Origin of the sequence: Micromonospora sp. AB353, from assembly GCF_049538395.1 — a bacterium.
Lineage (GTDB): Bacteria > Actinomycetota > Actinomycetes > Mycobacteriales > Micromonosporaceae > Micromonospora > Micromonospora aurantiaca.
Window position 1 is genome coordinate 35,090 of the sequence record NZ_JBMVFV010000004.1, and the last position, 15,671, is coordinate 50,760.

The window sequence follows — 15,671 nt, forward strand, 5'->3', positions numbered from 1 at the left end:
ATGTATCTAAGTTTGTGGGAGCGTTCCCACGACGGTAACGGAGGTGCGCGTCGATGCCAAGATGTGAACGACCGCCACTGCCCCGTAATCTGGCACCGGTCGACGAAGCGGGCGCGGGAGGAAGACCAGGCATGACGGCGTTACCAGGCCAGCGTCCAACCACGGCGAGTTCGCCGGTCGCCGGACGGCCGGCGGACGAGGATCTGCGGACGCTGTTCGGGCAGTCCATCGCCGTCTTCGCGGCGCTCGCCGGGCCGACGCACGTGGTGGAGGCGGCGAACCCGGCGTTCTTCACCGCCATCGGCGAGGAACGCGCGCGCACCGGGATCCCGCTCGCCGAGTTGATGCCGGAGCTGGACGGCCAGGGCTTCATCGCGCTGCTCGACGAGGTCTACCGTACTGGCGAGTCGTACACCGGCCACGACGCCCGGATCATGCTCGGCAGCGGATCGCAGGCGCGGGAGACGTTCTTCGACTTCACCTACGAGGCACGCCGCGACACCGACGGCACGGTGACCGGGATCCGCGTGATCGGGGTGGAGACCACGCAGGTCAAGCACGCGCAACGGCTGATGGCCGAGCACCGCGCCATGCTGGAGCAGATCGCCCGGCAGGCGCCGCTGGCCGAGGTGCTCGACGGGATGGCCCGCTGCATCGAGAACCTCGCGCCCCAGGAGGTGCTCGTCTCCGTCCTGCTCGCCGACGCCGACGGCCGGCACCTGCGCCACGGCGCCGCGCCCAGCCTGCCCGACTTCTACAACCAGGCCATCGACGGGATCGCCACCGGCGAGGGTGTCGGCTCGTGCGGCACCGCCGCGCACCGGCGGGAACCGGTCATCGTCACCGACATCGCCAGCGACCCGTTCTGGGCCGACTTCCGCGACCTGGCCGAGCGGGCCGGGCTCGCCGCCTGCTGGTCCACGCCGATCCTGGCCCGCGACGGCAGCCTGCTCGGCACGTTCGCCATGTACCACCGCACCCCGCGTGTCCCGCGCGACACCGACCTGGCGCTCGCCCGGGTCTTCACCGGCACCGCCGCCCTGGCCATCGAACGCCACCACATCGAACAGGCGAAGACCGACGCGGACGCCCGCGCCCGGGCCGCCCACGACGAGCTGGCCCGGGTGGTGCGGGCGGAGCGGGAACTACGGGCCGAGGCGGAACAGCGCGCCGCCGCCGCTGCGGAACTCACCGCCCGGCTGCGTGCCGCCGCCGCGGCGCAGGCCGCCACTCCCCGCCCCGAGCGGTGTCAGCTCGGCGGCGGCGACGGCTGCACGGCACCCGCCGAGATCAAGATCGCTGACTCGTGGGGCGACTCGGCGTGGGGCTGCCCGCTCCACGTCGAGGAGGCAATCATCAACGTGCGTTCGGTCTTCGTCGCCAACGAGGAACTCGGCGGCCTGGCCGCCTACGTCAACCGCTGACCACTCGACCGGCGCCCGGCGGCACCGTCAAGGGGACCGGTGCGCGCGGCCGGGGCCCTCGCCCCCGGGCGACGGTCTAGCGTCGGTCGGGCGCGCCGGCCGGCTCACGAGCGGGGTGCGCCGCGGTGAACGGGCTCCGCAGGCGGGTCATGGTTTCGACGCTGACGTCCGCGATCGGACTGCGCGCGTCGTCTGTGGCTCCGGCCCCCTCCACACGGAAGGGGTTCAGGGCGAACGTGTCGTCGGGCACGAAGTGCTCCAAGGGAATCTGCACGGCAGCGCTCGACTCAGTCGTCGCGGCTGGGAAACCGTGGGAGAAGCAAGCGGTGGCGATCAGTCATCGGTACCCCGCGTCGTCAGCCTAGCGCGCATCGGCCGGGCGGGCGCGCCACGGCCGGAATCGGCGACGTGCTCAGAGCTGGACGACGTGGCCCACCCGGGGTGGCGTACGGCCCGCGAGCACGTCGAGCCACGCGTCCCGCAGCGCCTCCGGACCGGTGCCGACCCGCACGTCGAGCCATCCGCTCACCACCCGGGAGAACCGCTGCCAGGCGTCGGCGAACCGCTCGTCGAGGCCGGTCCGGCCCCAGTCCTGGCTCCGCTTGCGGATGCGCACCGGCGCGAAGAAGACCTCCCCGGCGGCACCCGCGTTGGGCGTCTGCTGGGTGAGACCGACGGCGATGTCCCGGACCAGCAGGTCACCGAGGTGCGCGCGCAGGGCGGCGCGGGTGGTGGGTGAGCCGGACAGGTCGAGGTAGACGGTAGGTACGGCGTCGAGCGTGCCGATGTCGTCGTAGGAGAGGACCTCGTCGTAGCAGCCGAGCGACCTGGTGAAGGCGAGGTTGCCCGGCGCGGTGAGCCCGATCAGGCGTGGGCCGCGACCGTGCAGTTCGAACGCTGTGGCGTACGCCGTCTTGCTCGACGCGGACGATAGCACCAGCGACCGCGCGCCGTAGGCGTCCTCGTCGATCACCTGGTCGGCGAGCATGAACGAGGTGAAGAACAGCGGGCGGAACAGGATCAGCAGGTCCTCCTGCTCCGCCCGGTACGCGGGGTCGCCGCCGGTGGACCGGTAGGAGTTGTACGGCGAGGGCAGGCCGGCCCGGTGCGCGCTGGCGTCGCGGAACCCGGACTCGTCCACCCGGTCGGGGCGTACCACAAGGTGCCCGGCGGGCGGCAGATAGCCGTAGACCCGGCCCCCCGGCTCGACTACGGCCACTGTGGAGGCGACCACCTCGGCGAAGCCCCACAGTGGTGGGAGGCCCCACCCGTCGTCGAGCCCTCGGGGCTGCGGCGGGAAGAACTCCCAGTAGCGCATCGCCTCGCCGAGCACCGCGTAGGTGACGTTGTTGGCGGTCAGGCCGACGCGGTCCACGCGCAGCAGCGCCTCCCCGTCGGCGAGGTCGGGCACGGTTCCGTCGACGAGTGTGGTGCGAGCGAGGTCGTCACGGGCCACAGCGAACGTCCACGAGTCAGCCATGACCTGACGCTAGGCAGACGCGAAACTCCAGACAAGTGCACTGGGAGTGCAAAATCCCACTCGACCGGACCGTTGCGCGCCACCGAGTTAGCGGTGACGAACACCGGTCAGCTCCGCCGCCGCAGCCCAGCACCACCCCGGTTGAGGCCGACGATCGCGCCGTTGAGGGCGGTGGCGAAGAGGGTCCACGCGACGTACGGGGCGAGCGCCGCCCCGGCGGCACGGTCGGTGCGCGCGGCGCGGCGCAGCAGCACCAGGCTGGACGTGTTGAGCGCGGCGATCTCGGCCAGCGCGGCGCCGGGCCTGCGGGCGCCGAAGAACAGGGCGGTCCAGCCGGCGTTGAGCGCCAGGTTGAGCGCGTACCCGCGGGCGAAGGCGGCGCGCTCGGGCCCCTCGGAGCGGTCCAGCGCCCGCGCGCCGGCGATTGCGATCAGCCCGTACAGCGGAGTCCAGACCACGGGGAACGCGGCCGACGGCGGCTGCCAGGCGGGCTTGCGCAGGCGGCGGTACCAGCGCGACGAGGTGCCGGTGGAGGTGGCCGCGGCGCCCGCGGCGGCGGTCGCGGTGACTGCTGCCGCGGTCTTGACCAGGGTCGGTACTCGCATACCAGGTCAGCTACCCGGCCAGCGGCGAATGAACCCGCGCCATTGAAAGATCCACTTCCGGGTACGCCTCGACGCACAGATCCTTCACGGGAGCATGCGGAACTCGTAGACGATTTTCATGCCCTTCGATAGCCTCGCCATTCAGTGATGCTTGTCGATAGGAGACCCCCATGCGACGGCTCGTGCTCTCCTTCACGCTGGCGGCGATCGGCGCCTGGGCCGTGGTGCCGGCCCCGGCCTCGGCCGCACCCCGCCCGGCACCCACGCCCGTCACCGACGCGGTGACCGCGAAACTCCTCGGCCAGGCCGACGCCGCGACCCGGACCGCCGGGCCGCAGCGGACCCGGGTCACAGTCACCCGGGCGAGCGGCGGATGGGCCTTCGGCACCGCGGTGCTGCTGGCGGACCGGTCCCGGGACGCGCACCCCACCGGGTCGGTCTTCCTCGCGCGGGCCGACGGCGAGGGCTGGACCGTCGCCTTCGACGGCGAGGCGTCGTTCGGTGACCTGGCCGCCGCGTCACCGCTGGTGAACAAGGACGAGAAGACGGTGTTCACCACGCCCGTCGCACCCCTGTACGCGGGGAGCGACTTCCGGACCGGCATGGCGCTGCCGTTCGCGGTCGGGCAGACGTGGACGCTCACCGGCGGGCCGCACGGCTGGGGCGGCGGCGCGCCGTGGAGTTCCGTCGACCTCGCCGGCGGCGACCAGGTGGTCCGGGCCGCGCGGGCCGGAACCGCGTACACGATGTGCACCGGGTGGATCCGGGTCATCCACGACCGGGGCTACTCGACCGACTACTACCACCTGTGGAGCAGCATCGCGGTCAACGGCGCCGCCGTCGGGCAGGGCGCCTACCTCGGCTACACCGGCACCGACGTCACCTGTGGCGGCTCCGCCACCGGCCGGCACGTGCACTTCGGGCTGCGGCAGAACTCGGCGTACGTCCCGATCGCCGGGCACGGCATCGGCAAGTGGGACTTCGTCAGCGGTGCCGGCGAGTACCAGGGCGGCGCCCGGCACGGATCCGCCTTCGCCGGCGTGGGCGGCGCCGTCTACAACTACGGCGCGCTCGGCTTCAACCAGGGAGTCGTCGACGCCAACGGCGGCGGCACGCTGACCCGGCGGTCCGGTCCCGGAACGGGGTACGGCGTCCTCGGTTCGCTCGCGGACGGCGCCACGGTCACCGTCTCCTGCTCCGCCAACGGCACCTCGCACACCGGCCGGTACGGCACCACCGCGTTGTGGGACCGGCTCAGCGACGGCAGCTGGGTGTCCGACGCCTACCTGTCCACCGGCGTGAACGGGCCGATGAACGGCTGGTGCTGACCACTCCGGGCCGCGCGTGACCGCGCGCGGCCCGGCCTCGCCGGCCGTGCGTGCGGATACCTGTGACTGCTACCTTCCGGACGCATGGACGACTCCCCTCGCTGGTACCGCCCGGCCCCCGACGTGCTGCTCCTGGTCGGCAGCGCCACCGCACTGCTCGGCTACCTGATCCCGTGGTTCCGCGCCAGCCGCCTCCACCAGTGGTCGTACTCGGGATGGGCCTACCTGGAGACCGAGGGCGGCTGGACCTGGTTGGTCGTGGTCTCGCTGGCGATCGCCGTTATCGCGGGCCTCTGGGCCGGGCGGAGCACGGCGTGCGCCAAGCTGGCGGTCGGTGCGGCGGTGGCCGGGATGTTCCTCGCCGGTGCCGTGGTCGCGGTGAGCCTGGGCGCGCTGCCGGAGCGCGACAGCATCAACTGGGTCGGTGAGCTGCCCTTCGAGATGGGACTGCCGCTCATGGCCGTCGGATTCGGGGCCGTCGTCGCCGGGGCGCTGGGCACCGTACGCCGCCCGGTCGAGGAGTGACGCGACGTCACGCCGCCGGCAGGTCCACCACCCGGGTGGCCCAGCGGGCCATCAGCGCCGGGTCGTGGGTGATGACCAGGACCCCGGCGCCCTGGCGGCGCTGGTAGTCGCCGATGACGGCGGCGACGTGCGCCTGGGTGGAGGCGTCGAGCATCGCGGTGGCCTCGTCGCAGAGCAGGTAGTCCGGCCGGTGTACCAGGGCGCGGGCCAGGCAGGCGCGTTGCAGTTGCCCGTCGCTCACCGCGTGCGGGCGGCGGGTCAGCAGATCGGCTGTCAGCCCGGCCAGGTCGGCCAGTTCCGCCGTACGGGCGGCGGCCTGCTCGCGGGACGTGCCGGTGGCGCGGAGCGGCTCGGCGATGATGTCGGCGAGGCTGAGCCGCGGGTCGGTGGCGGCGCGCGGGCTCTGGAACAGGATCGCGACGCGGGTACGCACGTGCGCCGGCAGGCGGTGACGTACGCCGCCGAGCGGTTGCCCGTCGATCGTGACGTGGCCGCCGTCCGGGGCGTGCAGCAGGGCGAGGACGCGGGCGAGTGTGGACTTGCCGCTACCCGACGGTCCGCGCAGCCCGACCGTCTCACCCGGGGCGATGTGCAGGTCGACCCGGTCGAGGACGCGCTGCCGGCCGTACGCGACGGAGACCTGGTGCGCGGCGAGCCCGGCGGCCGGCGCGGCGCCCCGGGCGGCGGCGTCGGTGGGGCCGGGAACCGTGAGCGTCATGCCGGTACCTCCTCGCGCAGCGGGTGGTGACAGGCGACCCGGCTCGCGGCGGCGAGGCGGGGCACCGTCGCGCAGGTGTCGGTGGCACGGGCGCAGCGCGGGGCGAAGGCGCAGCCGCCGGGCAGATCGGTGAGCGCCGGCGGGTGGCCGGGTACCGGGACGAACGCGCGATCGGGCAGCGCGTCGAGCAGCCCGGCGGTGTACGGGTGGGCCGGGTCGTCGAACAGCACCTCGGCCGGACGGTGTTCGACGATGCGGCTGGCGTACATCACGGCGACGGTGTTCGCGACGCGGCGCGCGGCGGCCAGGTCGTGCGTGATGAGCAGGACGGCCGCGCCGGTGTCGCAGCGACGGCGCAGCAGGTCCAGCGTGTGGTCGACGAGCGGCCGGTCCAGGCCGGTGGTGGGCTCGTCGGCGAGCAGCACCGGCGGGTCCGGCGCGAGAGCCAGCGCGGTGGCGAGCCGCTGGGCCATACCGCCGGACAGCTCGTGCGGGTACCGGTTCAGGTCGGCCGGGTCGAGGCCGACGTCGGCGGCGATCCGGTCGGCGGCGGCCGGCGCGTCCCGGCGGGTGTGCCCGTGGGCACGCAGCGTCTCCTCCAGCAGCTTCCGCCCGGTACGGACCGGGGTGAGCGCGGTGGCGGGGCTCTGCGGGACCAGGCCGACGCCCCGGCCGCGTACGTGCCGGGCAAGGTGCCGCTCGCCCGCGCCGATCAGGTCGACAGCCTCGCGGCCCGGCGCGTGCAGGCGGGCGTGCCCGGTGACGGCGGCGTTGCGCGGCAGCAGGCCGAGCAGGGCGTGCGCGAGTACGGACTTGCCGCACCCGGACTCACCGACCACCGCCAGTAGCTCGCCGGGCCGCAGCGTGAGGCTCAGGTCGGTGACGGCGTGCACGACCGCGTCGCGCAGCCGGAAGCGGACGGTCAGCCCGTCGACGGTCAGCAGTGCCGGGGCGGTCACAGGTGCAGCTCCGCCCGTACGCGCGGGTCGAGGCGGTCACGCCACCGGCCGGTGAGCACGGCGAGCGCCAGCGTGGTCGCCACCAGCAGGAGGCCGGGGACGATGCTGGCCCACCAGGCGCCGGTGAGCAGCGACCGCTGCCCGTCGTTGATCATGTTGCCGATCGAGGCGAGGTGCGGCGGCAGGCCGAGGCCGAGGAACGACAGCGCGGTCTCGTGCCAGACGGCGTGCGGCACCATCAGCGTGGTCGCCAGCGCCAGGCGCGGCAGCACGTGCGGTAGCAGGTGCCGGGTCAGCACCCGGGCCCGGCTCGCGCCGCCGGAGATCGCGGCGTCCACGAACGGCCGGTTGCGCAGGCTGAGCAGCTCGGAGCGGACGATCCGGGCGGTGGACAGCCAGTGCGTCAGCGCGATGGACGCGATCACGGCGCCGAGGCTGGGACGCAGCATCGCCACGATGAAGATGCCCAGCAGCAGGTGCGGCAGCGCGGCGACGGTGTCCACGACGCGCATCAGCGCCCGGTCGACCCAGCCGCCGACGCTACCGGCGACGGCGCCGACCAGGCCGCCGATGACTGCGGCGACGAGCGCGGCGACCGCGCCGACGAGCAGCGAGACGCGCAGGCCGTAGAGGCTGCGCAGAGCCACGTCGCGGCCGAGGTCGTCGGTGCCGGCCAGGTGCTCCGGCGAGGGCGCGAGGCGGGTACGGGCCAGGTCGACGGCACTCTGGTCGAGCGGCCACAGGACCGGGGCGAGCAGCGCGGCGGCGACGACACCGGCGAGCACGACGACGGCGACTGTCGTGCCCGCGCTGCCGGGACGCCACAGGCGCCGGACGCGCGCGGGGAGGGCGAGGTCAGTCATCGAGGCGTACCCGGGGGTCGGCGGCGGCGTAGGCGAGGTCGGTGACCAGGTTCGCGGTCAGCACCACGACGGTGGTCACCAGGGTCGTGGCCGCGAGCAGCGGGAAGTCGGCGCCCAGCGCGGCCTCGACGGTGACCGCGCCGAGGCCGGGCAGGGAGAACACGGTCTCCACCAGGACCGCGCCGCCGACGAGTTCGGGCAGGTGCGTGCCGACCAGGGTGAGGAACGGCAGCAGCGCGGTCCGCAGCGCGTGTCCGAACAGGACGACCCGGCCGGGGAGCCCTCGGGCGCGGGCGGCCAGGACGTGGTCGTCGCGCAGGCTCTCGGCGACCGCGTCGCGGACGAACAGCACGAACCACGGCGCCTGCGAGATCGCCAGCACCGTCACCGGGAGCACCAGGTGCCGGGCCACGTCGGCCGGGTCGGTGCCGGTGGCGGTGATGTCGGTGAGCCCGCCGGCGGGCAGCCAGCCGAGGCTGAGCGCGAACACGGCGATCGCCGCGAGACCGATCCAGAACACCGGCATCGACTGCACGGCGTACGCGACGGCGCGCAGCGCCCTGTCGAACCAGCCACCCCGCCGGTACGCGGCCAGCGTGCCGAGCAGCACGCTCGCCACCAGCACCAGGGCGAGCGCGGTGCCGACGAGCAGCAGCGTCCAGCCGGCCCGGGCGGCGAGCACCGAGGTGACCGGCTCGTGCCGGCTCGTCGACCACCCGAGGTCGCCGCGCAGCAGGTTGCCGACCCAGCGGGCGTACTGCACCGGCAGCGGGTCGTCGACACCCCAGTTGGCGCGGATCTGCGCGAGGTTCTCCTCGCTGGTGGTGAACGCCGCCGCGCCCGCGTACTGCTGCGCCGGGTCGATCGGGGAGGCGGCGCCGAGCGCGAACATGCCCATGCTGGTGGCCGCCAGCACCGGTACGGCCACCAGCAGCCGGCGCCGGACCACGGTGCCCGCCCCGGCCAGCCGCCGCCGGCCGGTCACGATTCTTTCGTCCAGGTGTGCACGTTCCACCAGATGCTGTTCGCCACGTCGTGCTCGTGCGGCTCGACCCGTGGCGTCACCCCGGTCACGGCGTCCTTCAACACGTAGGTGTGCTGGAGATAGGTGAGGAACACCCACGGCACGTCGGCGGCGAGCTGCCTCTGGAACGTGGCGTACGCGGCCTTGCGGGCGGCCGGGTCGGCGTTGTCCCGGCCGCCCCGCAACGCGGCGTCGGTGACCGCCGACCGGTACGAACCGGGATTGAAGAAGCCCTGCCCGGCGAAGGCCGAGCTGAACAGCTTGTAGGAGACGAAGTCCGGGTCGTACGGCGTGCCGTAGCCCATGATCAGGGCGTCGTTCTTCATCCGGGGGGTGATCGCGTCCCAGGTCAGGCCCTCCGGTTTGACAGTGATGCCGACCTTCTTCGCGTCGGCGGTGACGGCCAGCGCCAGTTCCTTGCGCAGGCTGTCGGTGGCCGGGTACAGGAGCGCGAACGCGGCCGTACGCCCGTCCTTGACCCGGATGCCGTCCGGGCCGGGCTTCCACCCGGCGGCGTCCAGCGCGGCGGTCGCCGCGGCGGTGTCGGCGGCGGGCCTGCCGGTGATCGACGGCTCGGCGTATTCCGACGTGGGCGGCACCGGCCCGAACGCGGGCTCGCCCGCACCGCCGAGCACACCCGTCACCATGGCCTGCCGGTCCACGGCAAGGTTCAGCGCCTGCCGGATCGCGAGGTCGCCGGTGACCGGGTTGCCCATCGGCAGCATGACGCCCCGGTAGTCGGCGGTCGGCACCTTGTGCACCCGGTAGCCGTCCCGGTTCTCGAACCCGGAGGCGAGCTTCGGCGCCAGCTCCGCCGCGTCGAACTCGCCGGCCCGCATCCGCTGGGCCCGGACGTTGTCGTCGGCGACGAACGCCACCACCACGCCGGAGTTCGCCGGCTTGCCGTCCCAGTACGTCTCGTTCGCCGCGAGCACGAGCCGGTCACCCGGGGTCCAGGAGGTGAACCGGTACGGGCCGGTGCCGACCGGCTTGCGGTTGAACGCGGCCTTGTTGACGTCCTGCCCGGCGAACGCCTTCGCCGGGACGATCCCCAGCGCGAGCCGTTGCAGGAACGGCGCGTACGCGTACTTCAGCGTGAACACGACAGTCGCCGGATCGGGTGCGGTGACGGAGGCGAGCATGTCCAGATCGGAGCGCAACGTCGAGTCGACTCTCGGGTCGAGCACCGCCTGGTAGGTGAACACCACGTCCTGGGCGGTCAGCGGGCTGCCGTCGTGGAACAGCACGCCCTCGCGCAGCTTCGCGGTGACCGTCTTCCCGTCCGCCGAGACGGTGGGCAGCTCGCGGGCCAGGGCGGGCGTCAGCTCGTTGCGGGCGTCCCGGGCGACCAGCCCGTCGAAGATCAGCGACGCGCCGTCGACGCCGTAGTTGAGCACCGGGTTGAGCGTGTCCGGCTCGCCCGCGGTGGCGACCACGAGCGTGCCCGCGCCCTTCGGGTCTCCTGTCGGCGCCGTGGGCGACGAACAGCCCGCGACGGCGAGCAGGGCGGCGGCGAGCACCGCTGCCACGTGTACGGGCTTGGGCTTGATCGCCACCGGCAACCCCTCGAACACTCGTCTGCGGGTGGCAGCGGGCGGGCGCTCCGGCGAGGATCGATCATCGCGTGCCGGAGCGCCCGCTACCGCCACTATTCGGTAGTTGCCAACTATATGCAATAACCTCCGGTCGATGACGGCCACCCGCCGCCCCCGGTGTCGCTCGCGAGGCGGACGCCCGGCACGCTGAATATGCTCAGAGGGTGGAGGACAGCGAGCAGGCGGTGCTGGCCGGGATGTTGCAGTCGGCCGAGGACGCCGCCCCGGTGCAGGCGGTCGAGGCCGTCACCGGCGTCATCGCCACGGCGCTGAACGCGCGCGGCGTCTCGCTGCTGATCGCCGACTTCAGCGGCCGTGCGCTGGTCCGGCTCACCCACCAGCCGGCCCGTGGCGGTCCCGGCCAGCGCCACGACGAGGAGGACGCCGAGATCCTCCCCTTCGACGGCGGCCCCTACGAGCAGGCCCTCCGCCGGCAGGCCCCGGTGGTCGTCCCCGGCGACGGCGCCTGGACCGTACTGGCGCCGGTCACCGACCGCGGCGAGGCGATCGGCCTGCTGGAGATCGGCCTGCCCGACGAGCCGGACGGCGAGGTGGTGAACTGGGTCGCCCGTACCGCGCACACGCTGGCGTTCGTGGTCATCGCCAACCGCCGGCACACCGACCTGTTCGAGTGGGGCCAGCGCACCACCCCGTTCACCCTCTCCGCCGAGATTCAACGCCGCCTGCTGCCCGCCTCGTTCACCTGCGAGGCCGGCGCCTTCGCCCTCTCCGGCTGGCTGGAACCCGCGGCGAGCGTCGGCGGCGACACCTTCGACTACAGCCTCGCCCGGAATCTGCTGCACCTCAGCGTCACCGACGCGATGGGCCACGGCGTGGCGAGTGCGCTCACCGCCACCCTCGGCGTGGGCAGCCTGCGCAACACCCGCCGCCGCGGCGGAAATCTCGTCGCCCAGGCCGAGGAGGCCAACCGGGCCATCGCGGAGCACGCGAACGTCCGCGGCGCGTACGTCACCGCCGTACTGGGCCGCATCGACCTCGCCACCGGTCGCTGCGAGCTGCTGAACGCCGGGCACGTCCCGCCGATACTGGTCCGGGACGGCCGGGTCGCACCGGTGGACCTGCCGGGCAACTTCCCGCTCGGTATGTTCCCCGACGAGGGCTACCGCAGCGGGGACCTGCCGCTGCGGCCCGGCGACCGGCTGGTGATGGTCACCGACGGCATGCGCGAACGCAACGCCGCCGACCTCGACCTGCCCGGCGCCCTGCTGGGCATCACCCACCTGCATCCCCGCGAGGCGGTCCGGGCGCTGTCCGACGCGGTGCTGGAGATCGCCGGGCCGGCGCTGGCCGACGACGCCACACTGCTCGTCATCGACTGGTACGGCGACCACGGGCCCCGGCGCAGCACCGCCGGCGCCGACCTCGCCCGCGCGAGCGGTCAATCCGGTGAGGAGCGCTCACGGCACCAGCGGTGACGCGTCCTCCGCCTCCGCCACCGTGTCGAACAGCGGGATCACCCGGTCCACCGAGGTGATCGAGAAGACCCGGCGCACCGACGCGCGGACGCCGGCCAGACCGAGCCAGCCGTCCCGCTCCCGCAGGCTCTTGTAGCCGACCACGAGCGCGCCCAGGCCGCTGGAGTCCATGAACCCGACCCCGGCCAGATCGACGACGACGACCCGGGCGCCGGCCTCCGTCAGCTCGTACAGCCGGTCGCGCAGCTGCGGGGTGGTGCTCATGTCCAGGTCACCGGCGACTTCGATCACCGTGCCGACACGCCCCCGCCTGCTCGTCGCCGAGAACTCCACCAGTCCCCCTCAACCGTGCACCTCGCTACCCGACACCGTGCCAGAAGTCGGGCGCTGCCGCCTCCCGTGGGCACGCGCCGGCTCAGCGGTCTTCCCGGGAAGTGGTGGACGACACCTCGGTGCCGGTCCGCCGCACCGGAGCGGGGATCCGCACCGCTCGGGCGGGCACCCGGTACGAGCAGGCCGCGCGACCTGGCCGCTGTCGCCGTCGACCAACGGCTCCATCTGCGGTAGCGCCGTCGCGGGCGCGGCTGGACTACCCTCGCCGCCGTGGACACTCTGGAGATCGATGCGCCTGTCGTCGGCGTGACCGTCTACCCGGACCGCGCCCGGGTCACCCGCCGCGGCCGCGTCCGGCTGACCGCCGGCGACCACCGGGTACGCGTCGCCCCACTCCCGCTGGGCCTGCGCCGCGACTCGATCCGGGTGGGTGGCCGGGGCGCGGTGACGGTGCTCGGGGTGGACGTGGCCGCGTGGCGGCAGGCCCGCAGCACCGACGCCCAGGTCGTCGAGCTGGAACAGCGGCGGCGCCAACTGGCCGACGAGCTGGCCGAGGTCGGTGACACCGACGCGATCGAGGACCAGCGCGGCGAGTTCCTCACCCGGCTTGCCGAGCGCGCGGGTGGCACGTACGCCCGGGCACTGGCCGCGGGCGACGCGGCCCCGGCCGACGTCGCGGCCTTCACCGACTCGGTGGCCGGTCAGCTCGCCGAGTCGCGGGCCCGGCGGCGCGGGCTGGCCCGGCGGCGCACCGAGCTGGCCGAGGAGCTGGCCGCCGTCGACCGGGAGCTGGACGCGGCGCGCGGCAAGCGGGAGCCGGACCGGCTGGCGGCCGAGGTGTCCGTCTCGGTGGACGCCGACGAGACCGAGGTGGAGCTGGAGCTGACGTACCTGGTGGACGGCGCCCGCTGGACGCCCTCCTACGACCTGCGGCTGGTCGAGGACACCATGACCGTCACCTGGTTCGGGCTGGTCAGCCAGGGCACCGGGGAGGACTGGCCGGAGTGCGAACTCCACCTCTCCACGGCCCGCCCGGCGGCGGCGAGCGGCGTACCCGAATTGGCGCCCTGGTATCTCGACCGGTTCCGGCGGCAGCCGCCGATGGCCGTGTCGGCCGCGTCGTTCGGCGGCACGGTGCCGCCCCCGGCGCCCGGCGCGGCGCCGGCGGCGGGCCGTCCACGCGCGGCGCGGGCCGCGGCGCCGGCGGTGCAGGAGAGCGTCGCCGAGGTGGAGCAGGGCGTGACGGCGGCCACCTACCGGCCCGCGCGGCCGGTGGCGGTGCCGGCGGACGGCAGCGCGCACCGGGTGACGATCGCGGTGCTGGAGCTGCCGGCCCGGCTGGACCACGTGAGCGTGCCGGTACGCGCCGCCGAGGCGCACCTGCGGGCCACGGTCCGCAACACGTCGGACCACACGCTGCTGCCCGGCCCGGCGTCGGTCTTCCACGGCGCTGATTTCGTGGCGGCGACGCGGCTGAAGACGTGGGCGCCGGGCGAGGAGACCGAGCTGGCGCTCGGGGTGGACGACCGGGTGCGGGTGGAGCGGAAGCTGTCCCGGCGCACCGAGAGCAAGGCCACGCTCGGGTCGACGCGGCGGCGGGAGGTGGAGTACCGGATCACTGTGGCGAACCACACGCCCCGGCCGGCCACTGTGGAGGTACGGGATCAGCTACCGGTGTCCCGCGACGAGTCGGTGGTGGTACGCGAGGCGGCGCTGACGCCGCCGCCGGCCGAGCGTACGGAGCTGGGCGAGCTGACGTGGCGGCTGTCGCTGGCGCCGGGTGAGAGCGGCGAGATCGCCCTGGGCTTCCGGGTGGAGCTGGCGAAGGGCGTCGAGCTGACCGGCTGGCGGGAGTAAGCGTTAGGAAGGGCCCCTTCTTATGCACGAGGCGTTAAGAAGGGGCCCTTCCTTCGGTTCTCAGATGCGGCGGCGGCCGTAGAGGCCGGCGAAGACGGCGACGCCGATGGCGGCGAAGCCGACCTGGAGCGCCAGCTCGATCCAGTCGATGCCGGGGGTGTCGTCGACGCCGAACGCGCCGGCCACCAGCGTGCCGACGAACGCGGCGACCACACCGATGAGCAGGGTCAGCCAGATCGGGATGTTCTGCTTGCCCGGCACCACCAGGCGCCCGAGCGCACCGATGATGAGACCGATGATGAGCGCGGTGAAGAAGCCCGTGATCTCCACGAGAGGCGTCCCTTCCCTCAAATGTGTTGGCGCCTGCCTGGTTGCCCCGATCAACCAGTCGGCCAAACCCGGGAGCCGCTTTCGTCACGGAACTGTCATGACCGTCAGTGATCAGTGGTCCGAGGGCTGCCGGCGGCGCGGCGCGCCGGGCGGCTCCTCCCTGTCGATGCGCAGTTCCCGCTCCAACTCGGCGATCACCATGCGCAGGTCGTCCAGGCGCTGGCTGATCGCGATCCGGTCCACCTCGTCCGGAACCCCGTCCCCGTCGGAGTCGTAGTCGGAGGCCAGCCCCTCGGTCATCTCCAGCCGGCGCGCCTCCTCCATCGAGTTGACGATGACGGCGATGAGGATGTTCAGCAGGAGGTTCACCGCGATCATCACGAAGCTGACGTAGTAGAGCAGCGTCCACGGCGACACCTCCAGACCCTGTTCCAGCAGGTCCGGCAGCGTCTCCAGGGACAGCAGCACGAACAGCGTGACGAGCGAACGGCCGATGTCGCCGTACTGCTCGGGGTAGCGGTCGCCGAAGATCAGCCAGCCGGCCATGCCGTACACGTAGAGCGTGACGGCGGCGAGCGCGAGGAAACCCGCGACGCCCGGGAGGCTGCGCCACAGCGCCGCGACGATGGTCCGCAGGCCGGGCGAGAAGCGCACCAGGCGCAGTACGCGGGCGACCCGGACGAACCGCAGCACCGCCGAGTCGCCGTGCAGGCCCGGGACGAATATGGCCGCCGTCACCAGCAGATCGAAGACGTTCCAGCCGTGCCGGAAGAAGTCCTGCGGGCGGCGGCCGTACGCGAGCACCCGGATGGTGATCTCCACGACGAAGACCGCCCGGAACATCCACTCCGTCCACCGCAGCACCGGCCCGGCCGCGCCGAGATTCGGGTACGTCTCGATGCCCAGCACCACGCCGTTGGCCATGATGAGCACCACGATGGCCACCTCGAACGGCCGGGACGCGACGATCCGGGCACAGTGGCCGGCCAGCCCACGCTTTCCGTCGCTGGTCCGGCGCCCGCCGCGCGGTGCCGGAACCGTGTCCCCGATCAGCGCCTGCCTCCTCGATGCGGGGTCCGGGCGACGTACGGGCGACGGGGGGTAGCCATGCCGACACTGTATTGGGTCGGCTTCGGCTGATGATCACGGCGGGACCGGCCGCGTAGCGGCGGCGTGAAAACGGGCGGCCCGGCC

At 73.5% G+C, this 15,671-nt stretch carries 15 protein-coding genes; 5 read left to right on the forward strand and 10 right to left on the reverse strand.

What is annotated here, in order from left to right; all coding sequences use genetic code 11:
* Positions 1-131 precede the first annotated feature (131 nt).
* Positions 132-1,424 carry a GAF domain-containing protein gene (locus ACPCK6_RS03050; protein WP_423480275.1) on the forward strand — a complete coding sequence of 431 codons (1,293 nt, stop codon included), beginning with the start codon at positions 132-134 and terminating at the stop codon, positions 1,422-1,424.
* Between the two features lie 412 nt (positions 1,425-1,836).
* Here the strand turns inward: ACPCK6_RS03050 and ACPCK6_RS03055 are convergent, their stop codons facing one another.
* Positions 1,837-2,904, reverse strand: a complete 1,068-nt coding sequence (locus tag ACPCK6_RS03055) for a DUF2855 family protein (RefSeq protein WP_423480276.1) — start codon at positions 2,902-2,904, stop codon at positions 1,837-1,839.
* Positions 2,905-3,011: 107 nt separating this feature from the next.
* A complete protein-coding gene (locus ACPCK6_RS03060; RefSeq protein ID WP_423480277.1) occupies positions 3,012-3,509 on the reverse strand; it encodes a TspO/MBR family protein in 498 nt (165 codons plus the stop codon).
* A gap of 170 nt (positions 3,510-3,679) precedes the next feature.
* Here ACPCK6_RS03060 and ACPCK6_RS03065 point away from each other — a divergent pair, with 170 nt between their 5' ends.
* Positions 3,680-4,837 (forward strand): M23 family metallopeptidase, encoded by a 1,158-nt coding sequence (locus tag ACPCK6_RS03065; RefSeq protein ID WP_423480278.1) that lies wholly within the window; start codon positions 3,680-3,682, stop codon positions 4,835-4,837.
* Between the two features lie 84 nt (positions 4,838-4,921).
* Positions 4,922-5,362 (forward strand): hypothetical protein, encoded by a 441-nt coding sequence (locus tag ACPCK6_RS03070; RefSeq protein ID WP_423480279.1) that lies wholly within the window; start codon positions 4,922-4,924, stop codon positions 5,360-5,362.
* A gap of 7 nt (positions 5,363-5,369) precedes the next feature.
* Here the strand turns inward: ACPCK6_RS03070 and ACPCK6_RS03075 are convergent, their stop codons facing one another.
* The 5 genes from ACPCK6_RS03075 to ACPCK6_RS03095 are packed head-to-tail and all read right to left on the reverse strand — an operon-like array spanning position 5,370 to position 10,482.
* Positions 5,370-6,080, reverse strand: coding sequence for an ABC transporter ATP-binding protein (locus ACPCK6_RS03075; protein WP_396882161.1), 711 nt, complete (start codon positions 6,078-6,080; stop codon positions 5,370-5,372).
* Complete coding sequence (locus ACPCK6_RS03080; protein WP_396882160.1) at positions 6,077-7,039, reverse strand: ABC transporter ATP-binding protein; 963 nt, start codon at positions 7,037-7,039, stop codon at positions 6,077-6,079. Before ACPCK6_RS03080 ends, ACPCK6_RS03075 begins: the two co-directional genes overlap by 4 nt.
* The gene (locus ACPCK6_RS03085) at positions 7,036-7,902 is read right to left on the reverse strand and encodes an ABC transporter permease (RefSeq protein ID WP_423480280.1); all 867 of its coding nucleotides are present in this window, start codon (positions 7,900-7,902) and stop codon (positions 7,036-7,038) included. Before ACPCK6_RS03085 ends, ACPCK6_RS03080 begins: the two co-directional genes overlap by 4 nt.
* On the reverse strand, positions 7,895-8,917 hold the full coding sequence (locus ACPCK6_RS03090; RefSeq protein WP_423480281.1) for an ABC transporter permease: 1,023 nt from the start codon (positions 8,915-8,917) through the stop codon (positions 7,895-7,897). Before ACPCK6_RS03090 ends, ACPCK6_RS03085 begins: the two co-directional genes overlap by 8 nt.
* Positions 8,884-10,482: an ABC transporter substrate-binding protein gene (locus tag ACPCK6_RS03095; protein ID WP_423480282.1), complete on the reverse strand. Its 1,599-nt coding sequence runs from the start codon at positions 10,480-10,482 to the stop codon at positions 8,884-8,886. Before ACPCK6_RS03095 ends, ACPCK6_RS03090 begins: the two co-directional genes overlap by 34 nt.
* Positions 10,483-10,685: 203 nt before the next feature.
* Between ACPCK6_RS03095 and ACPCK6_RS03100 the strand changes: the two genes are divergently transcribed.
* A complete protein-coding gene (locus tag ACPCK6_RS03100; RefSeq protein WP_423480283.1) occupies positions 10,686-11,957 on the forward strand; it encodes a PP2C family protein-serine/threonine phosphatase in 1,272 nt (423 codons plus the stop codon).
* On the opposite strand, the gene ACPCK6_RS03105 is transcribed toward ACPCK6_RS03100, so the two are convergent.
* Positions 11,940-12,290, reverse strand: coding sequence for an STAS domain-containing protein (locus tag ACPCK6_RS03105; protein ID WP_396882154.1), 351 nt, complete (start codon positions 12,288-12,290; stop codon positions 11,940-11,942). The genes ACPCK6_RS03100 and ACPCK6_RS03105 overlap by 18 nt on opposite strands.
* 270 nt (positions 12,291-12,560) lie before the next feature.
* Between ACPCK6_RS03105 and ACPCK6_RS03110 the strand changes: the two genes are divergently transcribed.
* Positions 12,561-14,147 (forward strand): mucoidy inhibitor MuiA family protein, encoded by a 1,587-nt coding sequence (locus ACPCK6_RS03110; protein ID WP_423480284.1) that lies wholly within the window; start codon positions 12,561-12,563, stop codon positions 14,145-14,147.
* Between the two features lie 60 nt (positions 14,148-14,207).
* On the opposite strand, the gene ACPCK6_RS03115 is transcribed toward ACPCK6_RS03110, so the two are convergent.
* Positions 14,208-14,477 (reverse strand): GlsB/YeaQ/YmgE family stress response membrane protein, encoded by a 270-nt coding sequence (locus ACPCK6_RS03115; protein WP_174533488.1) that lies wholly within the window; start codon positions 14,475-14,477, stop codon positions 14,208-14,210.
* A gap of 111 nt (positions 14,478-14,588) precedes the next feature.
* A complete protein-coding gene (locus tag ACPCK6_RS03120) occupies positions 14,589-15,599 on the reverse strand; it encodes an ion transporter (RefSeq protein WP_423480339.1) in 1,011 nt (336 codons plus the stop codon).
* Positions 15,600-15,671: the final 72 nt, after the last annotated feature.